This is a genomic window from Neisseria sp. 23W00296 (assembly GCF_044772855.1).
Lineage (GTDB): Bacteria > Pseudomonadota > Gammaproteobacteria > Burkholderiales > Neisseriaceae > Neisseria.
Window position 1 is genome coordinate 2,115,559 of the sequence record NZ_CP173024.1, and the last position, 20,537, is coordinate 2,136,095.

Sequence of the window (20,537 nt, forward strand, 5' to 3'; positions counted from 1 at the left end):
CTTTTACCCTGACCCTCACACGGCAAAACGCCGGACAGATTATGTTCGGCAGCGGCAAAAAGGCCTTACATAGCGGAACAACACGAAAATCTGGCAACACCCCAAATACGGCAGACAAAAAAATAACCGCAAATGCGGTTAGTGGTGCCCGGAACCGGAATCGAACCGGTACGCCCGTATCAGGGGCGACGGATTTTAAGTCTAACATCTTATTTTATTTAAATTATAACTATTTGATAATGCTGAAAGTGATGCCTGCATAAATCCATCATTTGCAGCCTAACAGAGTCTGAATCAGCCACATTCAGGTACAAATCAGACACAAGCCTGTAAAGAACAAAAAACGTAAACATCCATGCGGATTTTTACGTTTTTCTTTTTTGCAGAAGCATAATTTAAGGAATTGAAGCAATGTTTGTAAAAGTTGTATTGATGGCCGCACTGGCCGCCATACCGGCACTTGCTACCGCAAAGACCCAACCCGCTGCCGTTTCGCAGCGGGTTTTATTTTCCCAACTGGCACAGCAGTGTGGCAAAGACGTCCATCCCGATACCCTGCAGGCCGTTGCCCGTGTCGAAAGCCAGTTCAACCCCTATGCCATCGGCGTGGTGAAAGGTGCGCTGCCCCGCCAGCCGCGCAGCATGGCCGAAGCGGTTGAAGCGGCCAAAATGCTGCACGCGCAGGGTAGGAATTTCAGTATGGGGCTGATGCAGGTAAACCGTTACAACCTGAAAAGCTACGGGCTGGACTACCGCACGGTGTTCGACCCCTGCACCAATGTGCGTACAGGTGCGGCAATCCTGTCCGACTGCTTCAAGCGTACGGGAGGCAGAGGACAGACTGATCTGCAAAAAGCCTTTTCCTGCTATTACAGCGGCAATTTCCGTACCGGTTTCCGTGCCGATTTCAAGGGGCAGCCGCCGTATGTGATAAAAATCCTCAATGCCGCGCGGCAGAACCATGCCGGACAGACGCTCGCTTACAGCGTGCCTGCGGTGAATCCGGCGGTGATGCCGGTTGCAGCCGGCAAGCAAGAGAAAGCCGTCCGGCATCAGCCTGTCGGACAGAAACAAGCCGCGCAACCTTCCGGCAATGTTCTGCCTGCGGCCTATACCGCAACCGTCTCCGAACAGACGGCTGCCGAAACAGCCCCTGTCCGCAAACGCGAAGCATGGGACGCATTCGGCGATTTTTAAGCACAATCCTTTACCCGAATTCCTGCCGCCTGCCGCAAACGACGGGCGGCGGAATGCTTTCAGGCCGTCTGAAAGCGCAACCGCGCCCTTTAAGGGCGTTTTTTTATTAACCGACTATGGAGTTTAAAAACATGAACCAAAACAACGCAGCCGTTGCGCTGCACGATACGGGAAAACGCAAAGCGGCAGCCGGCCGCGCCGCACGCTTCCTGCTGATGTTCGTATTAGCCTTCGGGGCACAGGCGGCAATGGCGGCGGGCGGGTTTTCCGAAGCCACCGGACCTCTGGAAAAAGTCCGCGATACGATTTACACGATCGTCGGCATTGTCGCTACCATCGCCCTGCTTTGGCAATGCGCACTGGGTTTTATGCAGAAAAAAGACTGGCCTGACGTGCTGGGTACCTGCCTGTGGATTGTCGGTGCGGGGGCAGGCATTGCTTTGGCCACCTACCTGTTTACCCAGGGCGGCAAAATGAAGTTCAGCTAAGCGCGTTCAGGCCGTCTGAAAACGCAGTTTCGGCGCAGCCGAAAAAGTTTTCAGACGGCCTGTTTTCATGCAAACGAAAAGGAGTTTGCGTCATGAGCGACGAAAACATCGACACCGAGTTTCCCACTTACAACGGCATGAACCGCCCCGCCATGTTTTTCGGGGTGCCGATGATGCCGATGGTGCTCTGTATTTTGGGATCGGTATTCGCCGGCATGTTCGGACAGTTGTTTGTCGGCAAGGCGGCATTGCTGCTGGTCGGTTTGAACATCCCGGTTTACTTCGGCCTCAAAACCGTCAGCGCGAATGACGATCAGGCAGTGAGAATTTACGCGATGGAGGCCAAATGGCTGCTGCGCCGCATCGGAGCGGGCGCGGGGCTGTCCACTTTCACACTGCACGCAGGCAGATACGGAAGACAAAAAGATGACTACAAAGATTACCAGCGACTACTGGAGCAAGACCCTCAACAGAACGGCATCGGCAGCAGATTTTCTCCCGAAAATTTGCCAACACGTCAGCAATGAAGTGGTGTATTACGAAAGCGGCCATTACGGCTTTGTGATCAAGATGGAAGGGCTGCCGTTTGACGGCGTGGACGACAACCGCCTGTTCACCTACTTTGCCAATCTCCGCGCCGTGCTGACCGGCGTCGGCAAGAGCCTCGGCAACCGCGGCGCGGTATGGACGACACTCAAACGCGAGCGCATCGACTTCGACCGCGAATACGGATTCGACAATGCTTTCTGCCGCCGTTTCGCCCACGATTATCTGCGCCGCTTCCGCGAAGAGGACTACTACGAAAACCGCTTCTACCTGTCCCTGCTGGTCAAAGCCGACAGCATCGACGCCGGTATCAAAGAATGCAGCGAACAGATGCAGATTCTGCTGCGCGCGCTCGAACCCTATGCGCCGCAGGTATTGTCCGCATGGCAGAACCCCGAAGAGGTGGCCTTTTCCGACGTGTACCGCTTTTACGGCAGCCTGATCAACGGCCATGCCGACAACATCCCGCTGTCGCCGCAGTCGGCCTACAAAACCATCCCCGCTGCCAACCTGCATTTCGGCACCGACATCTGCGAGATCCGCCCCGAAAGCGGCGGCCGCAAATACGCGGTGATGTACGATTTGCGCGACTTCGGCCTCTCCAAACCGAAAATCCTGACCAATATCCTGACTCTGCCCTGCGAGTTCACCCTCACGCAAAGCCTGATTTTTATCAGTCCCTACGAGATGCAGCAGAAAATCAAACGGCAGCTTCACAACTTCGCTTCGGTGGATGACAAAGCCGTCAACCAGCAGATCGAGCTGGAAGACGCGCAAGGCAGGCTGATGGCGGGCGAAATCATGTTCGGCGACTACTCGTCCGCCCTGACCGTATTCGGCGGCACGCCTGCCGAAGCCGTCGGCAACGGCGCGAAAGCCTATTCCGCCTTTCTCAATTCAGGCGGCTTCCGCTTTATGAAGGCAGGCTATTCCGCCCCGTCCACATGGTTCAGCCAGATTCCCGGCTGCAAAGACCGGCCGCGCAGTTTCCCGAAAACCACGGAAAACCTCGCCTGCACCTTCGGCATCCACAATTACTCGCACGGTAAAAAACACGGAAATCCGCTGGGCGACGGCAGCGCGGTGATGCCGCTGCAGACCGTTTCCAAAACCGTGTACGACTTCAATTTCCACTTCACCAATCCCAAAGACGACAACATCGGTGAAAAAATCGCCGGCCACACCCTGATACTGGGTGCCACCGGCGCGGGCAAAACCACCCTGCAATGCGCCCTGATGGCCTTTGCCGAACGCTTTGCCCCCTACATCTTCGCCCTTGATTTGGACAGGGGCATGGAGATTTTCATCCGCGCCATCGGCGGCAGCTACTTCGCACTGGAAGCGGGCGTGCCCACCGGCCTCAATCCCTTCCAATTGCCCGACACCCCGTCCAACCGTGAGTTTCTCTACACGCTGGTCGGCATCTGCGGCCAAAACGAAGAAGGCAGGCTGACGGCGGCAGAGGAAAAGCAGATACAGGATGCCGTGGACGCACTGATGGATTTGGACTGGCCGATGCGCCGTTTCAGCCACCTGCTGCAACACATCCCCAGTCTGGCCGATCCCGACTGCCTGCATGTACGGCTGGCCAAGTGGTGCGAATCCGAAAACGGCCGCTTCGCATGGTGCTTGGACAACCCCGAAAACCGCTTCGATCCGGCCGATTTCTGGCGCGTCGGCTTCGATCTGACCGACATACTCAAAGACGGCTATCCGCCTACCGCCCCGGTGCTGGCCTATATGTTCCACCTGCGCAACATCATGATGGACAAAGTGGCCGAAAAAGACGGCCTCTTGGCCAGCATTATTGAAGAGTTTTGGTGGCCGCTGCGCTTTTCGGCAACGGAAGAGCTGATGCTGAAAATCCTCAAAACCGACCGCAAACGCGGCGGCTGGCTGATTCTGGTTTCCCAATCGCCGGAGGACGCCATCAGCAGCAGCATCTTCCCGGCCATCGTTCAGCAGACGCCGACCAAAATCTTCCTGCCCAACCCCGACGCCGAATACGAAGGCAGCTACCAGCGCTGCGGCATCAGCAGGAAGGAATACCAACAGTTGGTGGAACTGCCGCTGGAAAGCCGTACCTTCCTCGTCAAGCAGTCCAAACAGTCCGCCTTTGCCAAACTGGATTTGTTCGGCATGCACGAAGCCATCGCCGTATTGTCCGGCAACACCGCCAACGTCGAGCTGCTGCACCGCACGATGGAGGAATACGGCGAAGACGTGCGCGACTGGTACCGGCCTTTCGTTACGGCGGCCACCAAAGACCGTGCCGACTTCGGGCAGGCTGAAAACTGATGTCCGGGTTTTCAGAGCCTGAAAGGTTTCAGGCTGCCTTTTGGCATTTTCACCACACTGATCCACCCCTAGCCGCACGGGCAACCGCCGGCTTTTTTTGCAGCCTGAAAAGCTGCTTTCCTGCCGCGCAAGCGGCATTTTATCCTTAAGGAGTATTAAGATGACAAAACAACGTTTGTCCAAATTGGCTGCTGCCGTTTTGCTTTCCGGCGGTCTTGCCGTTTCCATGCCGGTCTTTGCAGGCGGTATTCCGGTTTTTGACGGAGCGGCAGTTGCCCAAGCCATCCAGCAAGGCATTCAAATGAAGCAGCAGATAGAAAATCAGATCAAACAGATTAACGAGCTCAAATCGCAGGTTAAGGCGCTCACCGGCAGCCGCAATATCGGCAAACTGTTGCGTAACGAAGCCCAAGAAGCCCTGCCCGACGAATGGAAATCCGTCTACGAAGCGGCCAAGAAACAGGGAGGCAGCGGCGGCAGAAACCTGATATCAGCCAACGCCTACGACGCCAAAAACAGCGACGAAAGGCTGATTAAACAGTTTGATATGACGCTGAAATCCATCAAGGACTCGCAGCTTCGGATGAAAAACATCAGCGCCCTGATCGATCAGGTAGACAAAACGCAGGATGCCAAAGCGGCGGCCGATTTGCAAAACCGCATTGCCGGCGAGCAGGCGAAAATCCAGCAAAACCAAATCAATCTTGATACAATGGCGCGTCTGTACGAAATGCAGAAAGAAATCGACGAGCGCAACTTCGCCCTGCGCAACAAATGCGCCCGGGCGGCAAAACACGGCTGGAAGGAGCAGGGATGCTGACCGGCCTTTTTTAAAGGAAACAAATGATGAAAAGCATACGGGCTTTGCTGTTGTGTGCGGCTGCTGCTGCCATTCTGGCCGGATGCGGCGGCAGTTCCGCCGATTCCGAGCTTAGACGGCAGTTGGAAGAAGAAGAGGCCAATGATCACAGAGAAAAATGCGCCCGCGCCGCAAAGCACGGCTGGACGGCGGAAATGAAGGAATGGGGCTGCCCGCAAAATGCGGCCGCATCCCAAAGCAACTAAATACCGTTATGCGCCCTGTAGGCCGCATCCTAAAAAAGGATGCGGCCTTTTCTTTTCCCAAGGAGCAAAAAATGGCCACGAGCATTTTTACCGATTTGTCCAAAGAGTTTGTCGCCACGCTGGGGGACAATCTGTTTTCTGCGGTCGGCAGTTTCATTTCCGGCCTTGCGCCGCTGTTTGCCGCAGGTTTCGGGATTTATGTCATGATTGTTGCGCTCAACGCCTACAACCGGGGGTTGGACGATAACATTATCGATATGGCGAAGAAGTTTGTCGGGTGGATGATCGTCATTTCCTGCGCATTCAACGCTTCGCAATATTCCGAAATAGCCAAGTTAATCTATTCCTTGCCTGAAAACATGGCATCATTATTCAGCAACAAATCCTTCGATGCGAGCGCGTTTGACGCCAGCGCGCAGAAACTGGATGGTTTGTTGGATAAAATCACTGAGCTGGCTGACAGTAAAAGCGGTATTGAAGGCGTCGGTTTCAGAATCAACATTACTGCCAAAATCTGGCTGGTCGTCTTTTTGTGCGGCAACCTGATGCTGGCGATGTCTTTCGCCTACTACATCGTAACCAAGATCTGTCTGGCGATGACCATCATGGTCGGCCCGCTGTTCATCGGCATGATGCTGTTTCCGGCAACACGGCAGTACGGCATGAACTGGATCGGCCAGTGTCTGAACTATACGGTAACGGTGGTGCTGTTTTCGATTTTAGGCATGGTTCAGACGGCCTATTTCGACAACCGGATAGACAAATACATCACCGGTAATATCGCCGCAGACTTGGTGGCGGCAGAAGCGCTGCCGCCTATCTTTTTCCTGATGACCTTGTTCTTCGTACTGGCCGCAATTAAGATACCGGGAATCGCTTCCGCATTAACGGGCGGCGCGAGTATGGAAGGATTTACCGCCGGTCTGGTGCGGGCGGTATCGCATAGCAACCTGCTGACCCGGATGGGACGCGGCGCGTCCGGAATGTTCGGCAACCGTGCCCGTACCGGCGGTGCCATCGGCAGGCGTTAGTTTCCGACAAACCATAGGGAGGGTTTATTATGCTGTCACGCTTTTTGTTGGTCATCATCCTGTCGTTTCCCGTGCTGGGTTATTTCTTCCACGGCACAAAACTGGGACAGTTTTTCGGGATGATGGCCGGATTCTCCGTTATTTTCTTCGTTTTGGCCGCCTGTTCCAACGGCCGCCCCTACGACGGGCACTGACTGTCGCCGTCCGTTTGCTCATACCGGCCTTCTCCTTTGCGGAAGGCCGCTTTTGTTATTGATGAAAGGTAAAACCGAAAAATGTTTTTCAAACTTTCCGCCGCCGCGCTTGCAGCGGCCTTTTTATTGTCTGCCTGCGCCCACCGCGCACCCAAACCGCACGGCAAACCCTTTCCGATCAACGTACCGCAGTTGCAAGCTGCGGACAGCACCGCCAAAACCACGGAGCAGCCATGAATCAAAAAGCACAACAGCCGTCCGCCCAAGACAAAGCCGTGCCGCCCTTGAAATTTATCCAAGCCGCCCGTGCCTTTGAAACCGCAGAAATCGACCGTGTCCGTAAAAACGCCAAAATCGCATGGCGCATTTCCGCCTCCTGCCTGCTGATTACCGGTTTGGCCGTCGGCGCCGTTGCCGGCCTTACCCCGCTTAAGACCGCCCTGCCGTTTCTTATCCGGGTGGACAACAACACCGGTGCCACCGATATTGTTACCACCCTGAAAAAACACGAGCAAAGCTATGGCGAAGTGATGGACAAAGCCTATCTGTCCCGCTACGTCCGCGACCGTGAAGGCTATGACTGGTATTCCGTCCAAGACACTTTCGACGCGGTAAATCTGATGTCCGATCCGTCCCTGCAGGCCGATTTGGTCAAGCTCTACAAAGACAGCCCCAACGCACCGTACAAGGTGCTGACCGACCGTTTCCGCATCAACGTCAAAATCCTGTCCGTCAGCTTTGTCGGCAAAACCGCCCAAGTTCGCTATGAAAAAACCATGATTCCGCTGACTGCCGACAAAAACGTATTGCCGCCGCAGCGCTACATTGCCACCATCAGCTACGAATACCGCGACGTATCCATGCCCGACGAAGCCCGGCTGATCAATCCGCTGGGCTTTACCGTAACCAGTTGGCGCACCGACAAGGAGACCGTCCAATGACGAACCGTTACCTGCCGCCATGCCGTTTGAGGCCGTCTGAAAACCGCGGACGGCTGTTCCGTCCCAACCGCCCCGCCGCCCTTGTCTTTGTATGGGCGGCTTTGCTTTGTGCCAACGCCGCAGCCGATTCGCGTATCCGCACCGAAAACTACAGCCCCGAACGCGTTTATACCGTGTACGCCCAAGTCGGCCGCGCCGCAATGGTGCAACTGCAGGACGGCGAATACCTCGACGCCCGCTATTCCGCTTTGGGCATGGGGGATGCAGAGGCTTGGAAAATGTCGGTGCGCGGCAACAACATCCTATTCAAACCGACCGAAGAGAAACCGGCCACCAACATGATTGTTGTATCAGACAAACGCACCTACGTCTTCGACCTCAAACTTGCCGGAGCCAAACAGCCGCCGACTTATGTGCTGCGTTTCCGCTATCCGGACGATATCCGCCGCCAACGCGATGCGCTGGCGGAAAAACGCCGCAATGCCGAAGCCGCACTGGCCGCCGCCGGCGGACTGCGGGCAATGGACGACAACCGCGACTACTGGGGCTATGGCGACAAACAACTCGCCCCTACCGCCCTGTGGGACAACGGCCGCTTTACCTACTTCCAATTCGACAACGGCCGCGCCCTGCCGACGGTGTACCGCATCAATGCCGACGGCAGCGAAAGCCTGACTGACAGCCATACCGAAGGCGACACGCTGATTGTCCACGAGACCGCCGCCAAGTTTGTACTGCGCTCCGGCAAATCAGTGCTGGGCATAGACAACCGCAGCTACGACGGCACCGGCACCTTCAACCGCACCGGTACGGACGACAAAGAATCCGTCCGTCTTTTGAAATAGAAAGGATTCACGATGGGACTATTCGACCGCTTTCGCCGCCCCAAGCAAAACGGGGACTCTGCCCCGGAAGACGACGGGCAGCCTGAAAGCATGTTTGAGAAAGTAGGCGATCCGCAGATCGAAGGCGGAGTGCCGGATGTGCAGAGCGCCTCCGGCACATCTAAAAGCCCGCAGCAGCTGATGTTGCTCGGGGCGGCCGTTGTCGGCTGCGGCCTTGCCATTGCCGGACTGATGATATGGATAAACAGTGCGCCTTCCGAAGAGGAAACGGAAGAAAAAGAAGTGCCGGAAATATCGGCCGACAGTCAGTACGACATGGCAGCCGACCAAGCCCGGCTTCTGGCCGAGCAACAGCAGGAAGCAGACGCATCCGCTCCCGAAGGAGTGGAGCCGGAAGAGGAAGAAAACCCGCCCGCCTCCGCACCCGAAGGCGTCACTGCCGAAGGTCAGCCCGAAACCCGGACTGCCGAAGCCTCCGCGCCCGAACTGCCGCCCAAAGACCGCCGGCTGACCGGAGAAGTCTTGGTGGCCACCGACGGCGGCACAACATCCTCCATGCAGTCCGATGCCTTCGCCGTCGGCAGTGCCGGCAATACCGCCGCCATCGGCGCCAACGATCCGTATATGAGCGACAATCCGCCGGCGGAAGGGGAACAGGCGCAAAGCGTCGGGCTGGCCGGCAGGCTCAACCCCACCTTGACCGCCTCCGTCCAAGCCTCACGCCGCGCAAGCAGCGATTATCTCTTGGCTAAAGGCACCAATATCCCCTGCACCATGCAGACTAAGATTGTTACCATCCAGCCCGGCTTTACCCGCTGCATCGTCGAGAAAGACGTTTATTCCGCCAACGGCAAAGTGCTGCTGCTCGAACGCGGCAGCAAAGTTACCGGCGAACAGGCATCCGCCCTGCTGCAGGGACAGGCGCGCGTATTCGTGCTGTGGAACGAAGCCGAAACGCCCTACGGCGTGCGTGTTGCGCTGGCCAGCCCAGCCTCCGGCCAACTTGGCGAAGCCGGTATCGGCGCACGGGTGAACTACCACTTCTGGCAACGCTTTGGTGGGGCAGTGATGATCAGCCTGATCGGCGACTTGGGCAACTATGCCTCCAACCGCCGCAACAGCAAGGGTAACGGCGGCCAGACCTTCAACTTCGATAACACGTCCGAATCCGCACAGGATATGGCCACCGAAGCCCTGAAAAACAGCATCAACATCCCGCCGACCGGCTACATCAATCAGGGCAGCCGCATCAACATCATCGTCGCCCGCGACGTGGATTTCGGCAGCGTGTACGAACGGGTCAGCCCATACCGCATGCCCATACCGGATGCGGGCGATACCGCCATCAGGCAATAAAGGTACAGGCCGTCTGAAAAACTTTCAGACGGCCTTTCCCAAGTGGCAGACAGTCTGAAAAACAGCAAACTGTCTTTATCCGGCTGCCTGACTGCTGCAAAAGAAAACCGCCCGCCCCAAAGGGTAGGCGGAAACCTTACAGCGTTTTTTGATTGCCGTTAATTGACTAAGAGCAGGAACAGGGCTAAGATAATCTTAACGACTGTCCGCAGTCTCAGCCATGAACGACCAGTGCTAGTGGTACGTTTCATACTTGAAACCATCCTTTCTAGGGCGGTTTCAGCACAAAGCCCCACTGCCATGGGGCTTTGTTGCTACCCAGCCCCATAGCCATTATATACACAACAAGGCAGCCTGAAACCTTTCAGGCTGCCTTTTCCTAATTGGAATGACATGCACGAAAGAACCCATATCCGCGCCGACGCCTCCGCATTGAATTTTCTCGACAAACTCGGCATTAACGACCAGCTTGCCCGCGACGGCCTGACCGAAGTCATGATTAACCGTCCCTACGAAATGTTTGTCGAAGGCAGCTTCGGCATCGAGCGCATAGAAAACCCCGAACTGTCGCTGGACAAGCTGATGAAGCTGGCCAATGTGCTGTGCAACTACAACGACAAGCACATCAGCGCCGCCAGCCCCATCCATTCCGTAACCCTGCCCGCCGGCGAGCGCGGCCACATCATGATCCCACCTTCCTGTGAAGACCGTACCGTGGTGATGGCCATCCGCAAACCTTCCACCAGCCGCTTCTCGCTGGACGGCTACATCGAAACTGGCCGCCTGCAGGGTTTTGACGACGCCTCGCGCTACGGCAGCGCAGGCAGCCTGAAAGACGGCGCGTCGGGCGCAAACGGCATCGGGATCGACGGCCGCCATTTCCGCGACATCAGCGACAAAATGGGTCTGCCGCACGACGTGCCGCTGGCCGACTGGCAGTACCAAATGCTCGAAGCCAAAGCCAACCGCGATCTCGATACCTTCTTCCGGCTGGCCATCACCCACAAACTCAACATCTGCATGGTTGGCGGTACCGGTTCCGGCAAAACCACCTTCACCAAAGCGCTAGTGGACATGATTGATCCGCAAACCCGGCTGATCACCATCGAAGACACCCACGAACTCGATACCCCCAATCATCCCAACCATGCCCACTTGTTCTACAAAGAACACATCAGCGCCAAACAGATTATCGCCGCCTGCATGCGGCTCAAACCCGACCGCATCCTGCTCACCGAGCTGCGCGGCGACGAAGCGTGGGACTACCTGTCTGCACTGAACACCGGCCATCCCGGCGGCCTGACTTCCGTCCACGCCAACGACGCCCGCAGCGTCCACTACCGCATCGCCCAACTGGCGATGGAATCGCCTGCGGGCAAAGCCATGCCCTACGACTACATCCTCAACACCGTACGCACCACCATCGACGTTGTCTGCTTCTTCCACCGTACCTACATGACCGAGCTGTACTTCGACCCCGTGGAAAAATATCAGGCATTGCGCGGCAAGGTATAGGACGGAAAAGGCAGCCTGAAAAGATTTCAGGCTGCCTTCGATTGACAAAGCGCCGTACGGCAGGCAGTATCGCGCCAACCCTTTATGCAAAGGACAGCAAAATGAATACCGTACTGAAAACCGACCCCTTGACCTACGAATTTGCCAGCGAGCAGGAAGCCGCCGAATACGACGCATGGTTCCGTGCCAAAGTGGAAGAAGCCCTAAACAGCGGCAAACCGCCGATTCCGCACGACGAAGTGGCTACCCGTATACGTGCCAAACTGGCGGAGATGACAAAAAATGCAGGTTAATTGGACACCAGAAGCGCAAAGCGATTTGGACGGCATTGTGGAATTCATTGCCGCCGACAATCCTTTTGCTGCATCCAACCTTGCCGAAACCCTGTTCGAGACTGCCGAAAAACTCGGGCAGATGCCTTATATCGGCCGTACCGGTAGAGTGGCGGGCACCCGTGAGTTTGTTGCCCATCCCAACTACATTCTGGTTTACAAAGTGGCTTTGGACGAATTGCGGATTCTGCGTGTACTGCACGGCAGCAGACAATATCCGTAAAGATCCCAAACACCGGCAAAGGCCGTCTGAAACTTTTCAGACGGCCTTTGTGCATTCCGAAACAAACAAAACGTAAAAGGAAACCCCATGAACGACACCGACATCCTGCATGAGATTCTGTACACCCTGCGCCAAATCCGCGACCGTTTGCCCGAAGCCGGACAACAGCCGTGTTTGCAAAAAAAGCAGCCTGAAACCGTCGGCAGAAACCCGGACAATCCTGACCGTCTGCGGGTTTTGGCGATATTGGGCGAGAGTCAGTCATCCGCCCCAACCCTGCCCGCCGAACCGGACGTTAAGGGCAGCTCACCGAAACGTTCTGTGTAACGAGTCAATGCGCCGTTGAGCCGTACCCAAAAGGCGTCTTGGCCGAAGGTTTCCGACTGTACGTAAAGCGTGTCCACCGCTTCCACCAACTTGCGTATGCGGTCTGCCTGTTCCCGTCCCATTTCTGCGGACAGCAGCGTTTCCGCCGCAAACAGGGTCAGCGTTTCCAAATAGGCGGCCATCGCCTGAATTTCCGTTTTCAAAGCCGCCAGCTCCTCGGGTTGGCGGTTGTCTGTTTGATGTTCCATTTTGTTCTGTTCCGAAAAAAGAAAGGCCGAGTATGCCATACGACAACACCCTGTACCTGATGGGCTATTTGGGCAGCGATCCCGAAGGCGGTTATTTTGCCGACGGCAACGCGCACGCCAAGATTTCCGTTGCCTGCAACGACAGGCGGCGCGACAAAGACGGCAACGAGACCGACCATGTGGAATGGTTTGCCGTGCTGCTGCGCGGCAAGCCTGCCGAATTTGCGCTGAACTATTTGAAGAAAGGCAACTGCGTGGCCGTGTGGGGCAGCATCTGGTCGCGGCACTTTACCGACAAAAGCGGGCGGGCGCGGACGGTTTACGAAGTGCGCGGCAACAAGGTGAAATTTATCGCCGCATCCAAAGCACTCGAAGAACATACGGATGAGCGCAGCAGTGCGAATGACGGCGGTGCGTCGGCCTATTTGGGCTGATTGCCGCTTCTGTCGTTGGTTTCAGGCTGCCTGAAACCGTTTTTTTCTGTTTGTCCGTACGGAGACACCGATGTCCGAACCCAAAAAACTGCCCGCCGTACTGTTCGGCTTGGGCATTACCCCCTTATCCGCCGCCGGCGGACTGTATCTCGGCGCGTTTGTGCTGACCCGCTGGCTGGATTTGAAAAGCGCGCCCGCCCTAGCCATGCTGCCGCGCTACTGGGAATACTCTGACCGCCTGCCGCAGAACTTCCGCTTTCCGCTGTATGCGGCATCCGGTCTTACCGCAGTGGTGGCCGTCGCGCCGCTGTTTATTATCTTGGCGGTGCTGTTTGCCAAACCCAAACGCGAGTTGCACGGTTCGGCACGCTTCGCCAACGGTGCAGAAATCGCCCAAACCGGCCTGCTCAAACCGCCGGCCAAGCAGGAAAAGGGCAAACCGCTGCCGCCGCCGGCCATCCTGCTGGGACGCTACAAAGGAAAATTCCTGCGCTGGGCGGGCAGCGAATTTCTGTTTGTCGCCGCCCGTACCCGTGCCGGTAAGGGTGTGTCGCTGATTGTTCCGAACTGCCTGAACTACCGCGACAGCATGGTGGTATACGACCCCAAGTTCGAGAACTTTCTCTTAACTGCCGGCTACCGTGCCAGCGTCGGCCAACAAGTGTTTCTGTTCAACCCCGGCGGACTGATGCCCGGCATGAGCAAAGCCGATTGGGAGACCGACGACGAAGCCCACCGTGCCAACCTGTCGGCGCAGGCCGCGCAGATTACCGGCCTGAAAAGCCACCGCTGGAATCCCTTTACCTACGTCTCGCGCAATCCGCTGTTCATGTATAAAGATGTTTCCAATATGGCCGCCATCATGCTGCCGATGAGCGCGAAAAGCAGCGGCGGCAACGACAGCTTCTGGGTGGAGTCCGCGCGCAAACTGTTCGTCGGACTTGCCCTGTATATGCTGGAAACCGAACACGAGCGGCCGAACCGCGACGCCGACTACCGCGAACGCAGTACCCTGTCCTATCTCTACCGGCTGACCACACCTGCCGACGGCCAAACCCTGACCGACTGGATCAAAAAAGAGCTGGAAACGCGCAAACGCAGCGGCAAACCCTTAAGCGACGCCTGCCAAACCCTGCTTTCCGGCTTTGCCAACGGCAATGCCAAAACCAATGCAGACATTCTCGCCACCATGACCGCCCCGCTGGGCATCTTTCTCGATCCCGTTGTCGAAGCGGCCACTTCCGGCGACGATTTCCGGCTCGACGATCTGCGCCGCAAACGCATGACGGTATACATCGGCATCAACCCCACCGAAACCGCCACCTTCAGCCGCCTGACCAATCTGTTTTTCAGCCAGCTTGTGCAGGTAAACGTCGCCCAAGGTCTTCCGGAAAACAATCTCGATGCAAACGGCCAGACCACACTGCCTTTCCAATGTCTGCTGCTGATGGACGAATTTCCCGCACTGGGCAACGTCCAAGCCATCCAAGAAGGCGTATCCTACGTCGCCGGCTACGGTCTGCGTCTGATGATTATCGCCCAGTCGCCCGCGCAGATCGAAGCCGTGTACGGCCGCGAAAACGCCCGCACCTTCTTCACCAACTTCACCGCCCGCGCCATCTTCACCCCGCGCGACCAAGCCGAAGCGGAAGAGTACAGCCGGATATTGGGCAACGAAACCGTCAAGGCCAAATCCGTTTCCCGCAGCAGCGGCAAAGGCAGCAGCCGCAGCCAAAGCACCAGCGACCAGAAACGCGCCCTGATGTACGACAGCGAGATCAAACAGATGCCGATGGACAAGTGCATTCTCGACATGGCCGCCGCCCGTCCCATCTATGCCGACAAAATCCGCTACTACGACGATCCGGCGTTCAAAGAACGTGCAGGCATGGACATCCCCTTTATTCCCGACCTGCATTTCCGTACCGGCAGCCTGAAGCGGCACGATGATCAGCCGCAGCCCATCCCGCGCGAACAGGTCAAAAACACCCACCCGTCCGACTACGGCAACAAGCAGGAGCTGGCACAGATCTACACCGATCTTGTCAGCGGCGATCCCGAAACCGCCGCCCTGCTTGCCCGCAGCCTGAAAGGCAGTTGGCAACTGGAAACCATGCCCACCGTCCGCGCCATGCTTGCCGACAGCACGGCAGCGGACACCCCGCCCTTTGACGGTGAAGACGGTGAAAACGGCATCGCAGACGCTTCCGGCGACGGCCAAGCGTATGACGACGCAGACGCAGAAGATGCCGAGACCGAAAACGGCGGAGGACTGTTCGACAACATAGAAGACTAGGCAGCCTGAAAGGGGTTTCAGGCTGTTAGCACAACCCATAAGCAACAAGGCCGTCTGAAACTCGTTTTCAGACGGCCTTTTCCATTTCCACTTTCGGAGACCCGTTATGGCCAACGACTACGCACCGCCCACCTACGACGAAGTTCAGGCTGCCCTGAGCTATATTCCCACTCCCGCCACCCACAACGAATGGTATCCGATCGCCATTGCCATCAAAGACGCTCTCGGCGAAAACGGATTTACCCTGTGGGACGAATGGTCTAGGCAGGGCAAAGGCTACAACAGCAGCGTCGTCAAATCGACATGGAAATCTGCCACGCCCAAACCCGGCGGCATCACCGCCGCCACCCTGTTCAGGCTTGCCCGCGACAACGGCTACCGTCCCGAGCATCCCTACGTTCCGCCTACACCCGAACAGATGGCTGCCCGTGAAGCCGAACAGCGCGCCCGCGACGAAGCTGCCGCCCGTGAGCTGGCCGATACCCGCCGCCAAGCTGCCAAAAAAGCCTACGGCATCTGGAAAAATGCCGATAAAACCGTCGATCTTAACCATGCCTATCTGCAACGCAAAGGCATTGCCGAAGCCGAACTGGTGCGCGGCATCCGCCAAAACGAATACCAAGGGCAGCGGCAGCTTGTCATCCCCCTGTATCAGGGCGGCGAACTGGTTTCCGTGCAAACCATCAACGAAGCGGGCGGCAAACACTTTCTCAAAGGCGGTGAAAAAAGCGGCAGCTACGCCGTACTCGGCAATCTCGAGCGCGAAGCGCACAAAGGCATCGTACTGGCCGAAGGTTTCGCCACCGCCGCCAGCATCCGCAAAGCCACCGGCGCGCCCGTTGTTATCGCTTTCGACAGCGGCAATATGATCCGCATCGCCGAAAACATGGCTACCCGTCTGCCTAAAACCCAACGCGTCATACTGGCCGCCGACAACGACCCTTCCGGCACCGGCCTGGCCGCCGCCTCGCAAGCCGCCGTCATTCTCGGCGGCCGCGCCCGCATCGCTCTGCCCGATTTCAGCCCAGAAACCGTCGGGCGTTTTCAGGCTGCCCACGGCGCATGGGACGAAAAACGCAACCGCGAAAACCTACCTACCGACTTCAACGACCTGCATCTGACCGAGGGCATCGAAGCCGTCCGAGCACAAATGGCCGCCGCTCTGCAGATGCCCGAAAGGCAGCCTGAAATTGCCCCAGCAAGCGAAACGCCCCAACCCGCAGCCGCCCGCAACGCGGCTTTTTCTATGTCTGCCGCAAACGAAAAGCAGGCAGAGCAGGAGCAAAGCATGGCACAACCGCCCGAAACACCATCCCAAACCCCGCCGCATCCCGAAGGCAGCGGTATCTATGCCTATGCATCCCGGGAACAGAACGGCAGGCACTATGCCGTATTCACCGGCGCGTTCGGCAAACTGTTCAACTATCCTGTTGTTCCTGCCGAAGGCGCTCAAACGGAGCAGGAAGCACGCGAAGCGGCCGACCAAACCATAACCATGCACCGAAACGATGACTTTATCGGCACGGCATGGCAGAGCAACAAAGGACAGGCCGAAGTGTACGGATGGACGAACCTGCCCACCTTTATGCCAGCCAAAACCGGCAAAGAACCGCAATACGGCGTGCGCTACGAAAACGACGAACGCCGCCAAACCGTCGGATACCGCTCGGACATCGAAACCATGATGCAACGCGATGCCGTACAGCTTGCCGAAAAGCAGGTACAAGCTGACGAGCGCCAACCCGTCAGCGGCTGGCTTGCCCAATCCGGCCTGTCCGCCATACAGGCCGGCCGCGCCCGCAGCATATTGGACAAGCGCATCAATTACCGGGGCTACGGCGAAACAAGCCGCGCCGACTTTATCCTCGAGCGCACGGCCGAAGGCTGGACAACCCGTCGCGGCACGGACGGCAACGGCAAACCCACCCTCGGCATTTGGTCGCCTGATGGAGAGGTCGGCTATGACATCACCGAAACTGAAAAACAGTTCGCCGACTGGCTGGCACAACGGCAGACTGAAAACATCCGCCCATCACACGAACCAAACACAGTGCGGCAGCCTGAAAGGCCGTCTGAACGCCCGGCCGTCCGCCTGAAAGAAGGCCACATCCGGCTGGAAAACCCTGTCGCCTTCGAGCGCACCCCGTTCGGCTACCGCACCGCAGAGATGGCGCACAACGCCGCTTTCGAGCGCAGGCACATTACCATCGCAGGCGGCAGAATCGTCGGTGCACACCCGGGACTGGCTCAGGAAATGGGCTGGGCAACGGTTGGCGCAATCCGGCCTAAGTCCGAACAGACCCTGCAACAAGAAGCGCAGGCCGCGGCCGAACAGGCCGCACGCGCAGCCGAAACGGCCAAAACGGCGCAGGCCGCAGTGGCCGCCATGCGGCTGAACGAGACCGCCGCACAAATCGCGCCCGAACTGCGACAGCAGGCGCAGCAAGACATCAATGCCGCATTAAACGATCCGACGCTGGACGGACGGGAACGCATCATCGCCGCCCAAGAAACGGCGGCAGCCTACCGCGATAACGGCAGGCCGTCTGAAAATCCCGCCGCTGCCGCCCCGCCCGTCGATCCCGAATGGGAGCAGGCTGTTGCCGACGAGCGCCGCATGAATGAAGAACGCCGCGCCGAACGCGCCCCGTGGCGCGATTTCCCGCGCCTTATCCGCAACGGCAGTTTGGCAGAATTGAAAGACGCTGCCGGTTATACACAAGCCAAAGCGGGCGACGCTGAGGCAGCGTATGATATGGTAAAATCTTTATTATCAACCGAGACTTTGGACAATATCCGGGAACTGGCCGGCGGGCGGGTGCCCATTTTGATTTCGGTAAAAGCCCAGGAAAGTTCCGGCAAAAACAAAATTCCCGAAGCAATGGCACATGCCATCCGCGCATCGACCGGCTGGCCGGTTGATGCCGAGATCGTCCAAATCAACAAACCCGGCCGCACCGGCAGCGGCAGCAGCCACCGTCTGGCTTTTCAGCCCGTATTTGACGGCAAAGTGGAAGCAGGCCGCGACTATCTGATTTTGGACGACAATTCGACAATGGGCGGCACGATTGCATCGTTACGCGGCTATATCGAAAACCGCGGCGGTCGTGTGATCGGAGCAGCCGTCATGAGTGCGCGGGAAACCGCGCTGGATATTGTTCCCACCCGAAACCAACTAAACGAAATACAACGAAAACATGGAGACGCACCCAATGATTACTGGACAAGAGAGTTTGGCTATGGCATCGACCGGCTTACACGCGCAGAGGCAGGCGTCATCAGAAGCGCCGGGGTTTTTGACAGCATCCGAGATCGAATTGCTGCGGCAAGACTTCAGACAGGCGTCGGCGTGGATGGAACAACAGTTCCGAGAACACCCGTGGACACCGCGCAGCCGCAGCGAGATCGAAGCGGAACAAACCGCCCGCAGCAAGAACAGCCCGACAGCATAGCCCCCGCACCCACCCAAGCCGCCGCACCCGATGCAGCGGCTTTTTCCATGCCTGCCGAAAATGCAGGTCAGACCGAACAGGAGCAAAACATGGCACAGCAAGCAAATACCCCGAAAGCCGCAAGGCAGCCTGAAAACCACTCACCCGCACCCGCTGAACCTGCATCGGAAGCAGCATTTGCCGTATATCCGGGCAGAAACTATGGCGATGCCCCCCGCGCCGAAGTCGATGCCGACAACCGTGCAATCCATTTTTACGAATCCGACTTCAAAAAGTACGAATTTGACGATATAAGCACCAACATCGGATACAGGGGCCTCACGCCTGAAGCCATACAGCAGCAGATGGATAAAGATCCGGTACTGCGGGGTTATTACGGCATCACCCACAACGACGGCACGGTCTTTTTTCCCAGAAACGAAAAAGGCTGGTCGTCGCCGCAGAAGGGAAAGCGTCCGGAGAAAAATTCCGAACCTTTACCGCAGCAAACGCCTGCGTCCACTCTTGCTGCCAAACAGGAGGAATCTGTCCTGACTTCTTCCCAACAGGAAAACGGCATCGAGTACGGCGGCAGCCGCACGCAGAATACTCCCGAGCCGGAAACCATCACCGCAGTCGAAGTTCAGGAAAGCCTGCGCCGCATCCGCTCCGCCGAACGGATGCAGGATAGTTTCAGGCAGCCTGAAACCCCGCAGCAGCCTGAAATCCTTCTCACCAAACGCCCCGAACCGGAAATACCGGCCGCCGTGCAAAAGGATGCAGAACCTGCTCCCGAAACACCTGCCAAACCCAAACCCGTACTCGATTTGAACTATGAAACCGCTGCCGGTTTGGATGCCCGCTATGTCCGTTACGACGGCCGCTATCTCGATCCGAACAACGCCCGCACCGTGCTATTTGAAGACAAGGGTGCAAAAATCAAAACCGCCCGCGAAGACGCGCAAACCATCAGCGATATGCTCGATACCGCCCAAGCCAAAAACTGGGACAACATCCGCATTTCCGGCAGCCGCGAGTTCAAACGGCAGATGTGGCTGGAAGCCGAGCTGCGAGGTATTCCGAATAGCGGTTATTCGCCAAGCAAAGAAGATCTGGCCATGCGCGATCAGATGCGCGCGGCACGCGAGCGCAACAGCATTGAAGCAGGCGGTATCAACCGGACGGCCGAAGCGTCTGCCCATAATCCGCCGCCAAGGCAGCCTGAAAACCGGCAAAGCGCACACAGCCCGTCCGAGCAGCTTGTTGCCGACGACAGCGTCAGCCTGAAGTCCGAAGCCGCAAACCTGCAGATGCGCGCCGAAACACCGGGGCAGACGCGGGCAGCCAACCGTGCGGCAGAAACCGCCGTACAGGCGGCCGGCGAGCGGCAGTCCGTACCCGAACCGGATATCGGCCGGGCCGCGGACAAGCCCCAAGATCCGTCGGCGCCCAACCATGCGCTCGAAGCTGCACGCGCCGCCTATCTGGCCAAGGCCGACAAGCTGTCCAAAGCCGCCAAAGAACAGCTGGCCAACCACGAACGCGACTTTGCCGAAGCGGTGAAAGGCATTCCCGAAAGCAAACACGAATCCGCCATGCTGAACTTTTACACCGGCATGCAAAAGCGGATGAACGGCACCAAACTGGATATGCCCGAACCCACTGCAGCGGCAGAACGCAACCGGACTCAGCCTGAACAGCAGCCCGATCAGCCCAAACGGCGCGACGACGGCATGGACATGGATCGCTGATGCCGGACAGGCCGTCTGA

General features: G+C 57.5%; 20 protein-coding genes. 19 read left to right on the forward strand and 1 reads right to left on the reverse strand.

From position 1 onward, the window contains the following. Nucleotides 1-411 precede the first annotated feature (411 nt). The 16 genes from ACG2K1_RS10550 (at nucleotide 412) to ACG2K1_RS10625 (ending at nucleotide 12,358) form a co-directional block, all read left to right on the forward strand. Nucleotides 412-1,197, forward strand: coding sequence for a lytic transglycosylase domain-containing protein (locus tag ACG2K1_RS10550; protein WP_205277237.1), 786 nt, complete (start codon nucleotides 412-414; stop codon nucleotides 1,195-1,197). 131 nt (nucleotides 1,198-1,328) lie between these two features. Next, nucleotides 1,329-1,685, forward strand: coding sequence for a TrbC/VirB2 family protein (locus ACG2K1_RS10555; protein WP_395429237.1), 357 nt, complete (start codon nucleotides 1,329-1,331; stop codon nucleotides 1,683-1,685). A gap of 92 nt (nucleotides 1,686-1,777) precedes the next feature. Then, complete coding sequence (locus ACG2K1_RS10560; RefSeq protein ID WP_114922589.1) at nucleotides 1,778-2,212, forward strand: VirB3 family type IV secretion system protein; 435 nt, start codon at nucleotides 1,778-1,780, stop codon at nucleotides 2,210-2,212. Then, entirely contained in the window at nucleotides 2,112-4,529 is a 2,418-nt protein-coding gene (locus tag ACG2K1_RS10565) for a conjugal transfer protein (protein ID WP_395429238.1), read from the forward strand. The genes ACG2K1_RS10560 and ACG2K1_RS10565 overlap by 101 nt, the downstream gene beginning before the upstream one ends. 160 nt (nucleotides 4,530-4,689) lie before the next feature. After that, entirely contained in the window at nucleotides 4,690-5,349 is a 660-nt protein-coding gene (locus ACG2K1_RS10570) for a type IV secretion system protein (protein ID WP_395429239.1), read from the forward strand. A 23-nt stretch (nucleotides 5,350-5,372) separates the two neighbouring features. Next, on the forward strand, nucleotides 5,373-5,594 hold the full coding sequence (locus ACG2K1_RS10575) for a hypothetical protein (RefSeq protein WP_049256328.1): 222 nt from the start codon (nucleotides 5,373-5,375) through the stop codon (nucleotides 5,592-5,594). Continuing rightward, nucleotides 5,552-6,625: a type IV secretion system protein gene (locus ACG2K1_RS10580; RefSeq protein ID WP_395429240.1), complete on the forward strand. Its 1,074-nt coding sequence runs from the start codon at nucleotides 5,552-5,554 to the stop codon at nucleotides 6,623-6,625. Before ACG2K1_RS10575 ends, ACG2K1_RS10580 begins: the two co-directional genes overlap by 43 nt. A gap of 29 nt (nucleotides 6,626-6,654) precedes the next feature. Further along, entirely contained in the window at nucleotides 6,655-6,819 is a 165-nt protein-coding gene (locus tag ACG2K1_RS10585) for a hypothetical protein (protein ID WP_162817682.1), read from the forward strand. 81 nt (nucleotides 6,820-6,900) lie between these two features. Further along, a complete protein-coding gene (locus ACG2K1_RS10590; RefSeq protein ID WP_205277236.1) occupies nucleotides 6,901-7,056 on the forward strand; it encodes a hypothetical protein in 156 nt (51 codons plus the stop codon). After that, nucleotides 7,053-7,760 (forward strand): virB8 family protein, encoded by a 708-nt coding sequence (locus ACG2K1_RS10595; RefSeq protein WP_395429241.1) that lies wholly within the window; start codon nucleotides 7,053-7,055, stop codon nucleotides 7,758-7,760. The genes ACG2K1_RS10590 and ACG2K1_RS10595 overlap by 4 nt, the downstream gene beginning before the upstream one ends. Continuing rightward, nucleotides 7,757-8,605 (forward strand): TrbG/VirB9 family P-type conjugative transfer protein, encoded by an 849-nt coding sequence (locus ACG2K1_RS10600; protein WP_114922585.1) that lies wholly within the window; start codon nucleotides 7,757-7,759, stop codon nucleotides 8,603-8,605. Before ACG2K1_RS10595 ends, ACG2K1_RS10600 begins: the two co-directional genes overlap by 4 nt. A 12-nt stretch (nucleotides 8,606-8,617) precedes the next feature. Beyond that, entirely contained in the window at nucleotides 8,618-9,961 is a 1,344-nt protein-coding gene (gene virB10 / locus ACG2K1_RS10605; protein WP_395429242.1) for a type IV secretion system protein VirB10, read from the forward strand. Nucleotides 9,962-10,354: 393 nt separating this feature from the next. Further along, nucleotides 10,355-11,476, forward strand: a complete 1,122-nt coding sequence (locus ACG2K1_RS10610; protein WP_395429243.1) for an ATPase, T2SS/T4P/T4SS family — start codon at nucleotides 10,355-10,357, stop codon at nucleotides 11,474-11,476. A gap of 101 nt (nucleotides 11,477-11,577) precedes the next feature. Next, entirely contained in the window at nucleotides 11,578-11,769 is a 192-nt protein-coding gene (locus tag ACG2K1_RS10615) for a hypothetical protein (protein ID WP_395429244.1), read from the forward strand. Then, nucleotides 11,759-12,031: a type II toxin-antitoxin system RelE/ParE family toxin gene (locus ACG2K1_RS10620; protein ID WP_114922582.1), complete on the forward strand. Its 273-nt coding sequence runs from the start codon at nucleotides 11,759-11,761 to the stop codon at nucleotides 12,029-12,031. Before ACG2K1_RS10615 ends, ACG2K1_RS10620 begins: the two co-directional genes overlap by 11 nt. A gap of 87 nt (nucleotides 12,032-12,118) precedes the next feature. Beyond that, nucleotides 12,119-12,358 carry a hypothetical protein gene (locus ACG2K1_RS10625; RefSeq protein ID WP_162817681.1) on the forward strand — a complete coding sequence of 80 codons (240 nt, stop codon included), beginning with the start codon at nucleotides 12,119-12,121 and terminating at the stop codon, nucleotides 12,356-12,358. Here the strand turns inward: ACG2K1_RS10625 and ACG2K1_RS10630 are convergent. Further along, nucleotides 12,289-12,606 (reverse strand): hypothetical protein, encoded by a 318-nt coding sequence (locus tag ACG2K1_RS10630; protein WP_114922581.1) that lies wholly within the window; start codon nucleotides 12,604-12,606, stop codon nucleotides 12,289-12,291. The two genes, ACG2K1_RS10625 and ACG2K1_RS10630, sit on opposite strands and share 70 nt — an antisense overlap. Before the next feature lie 32 nt (nucleotides 12,607-12,638). Between ACG2K1_RS10630 and ACG2K1_RS10635 the strand changes: the two genes are divergently transcribed. The 3 genes from ACG2K1_RS10635 to ACG2K1_RS10645 all read left to right on the forward strand — a co-directional run bounded on the left by ACG2K1_RS10635 (nucleotide 12,639) and on the right by ACG2K1_RS10645 (nucleotide 20,518). Continuing rightward, entirely contained in the window at nucleotides 12,639-13,040 is a 402-nt protein-coding gene (locus ACG2K1_RS10635) for a single-stranded DNA-binding protein (RefSeq protein ID WP_114922580.1), read from the forward strand. 70 nt (nucleotides 13,041-13,110) lie between these two features. Continuing rightward, entirely contained in the window at nucleotides 13,111-15,336 is a 2,226-nt protein-coding gene (locus ACG2K1_RS10640) for a type IV secretory system conjugative DNA transfer family protein (RefSeq protein ID WP_395429245.1), read from the forward strand. 106 nt (nucleotides 15,337-15,442) lie between these two features. After that, complete coding sequence (locus tag ACG2K1_RS10645; RefSeq protein WP_395429246.1) at nucleotides 15,443-20,518, forward strand: LPD7 domain-containing protein; 5,076 nt, start codon at nucleotides 15,443-15,445, stop codon at nucleotides 20,516-20,518. The last annotated feature ends 19 nt before the right edge of the window (nucleotides 20,519-20,537 follow it).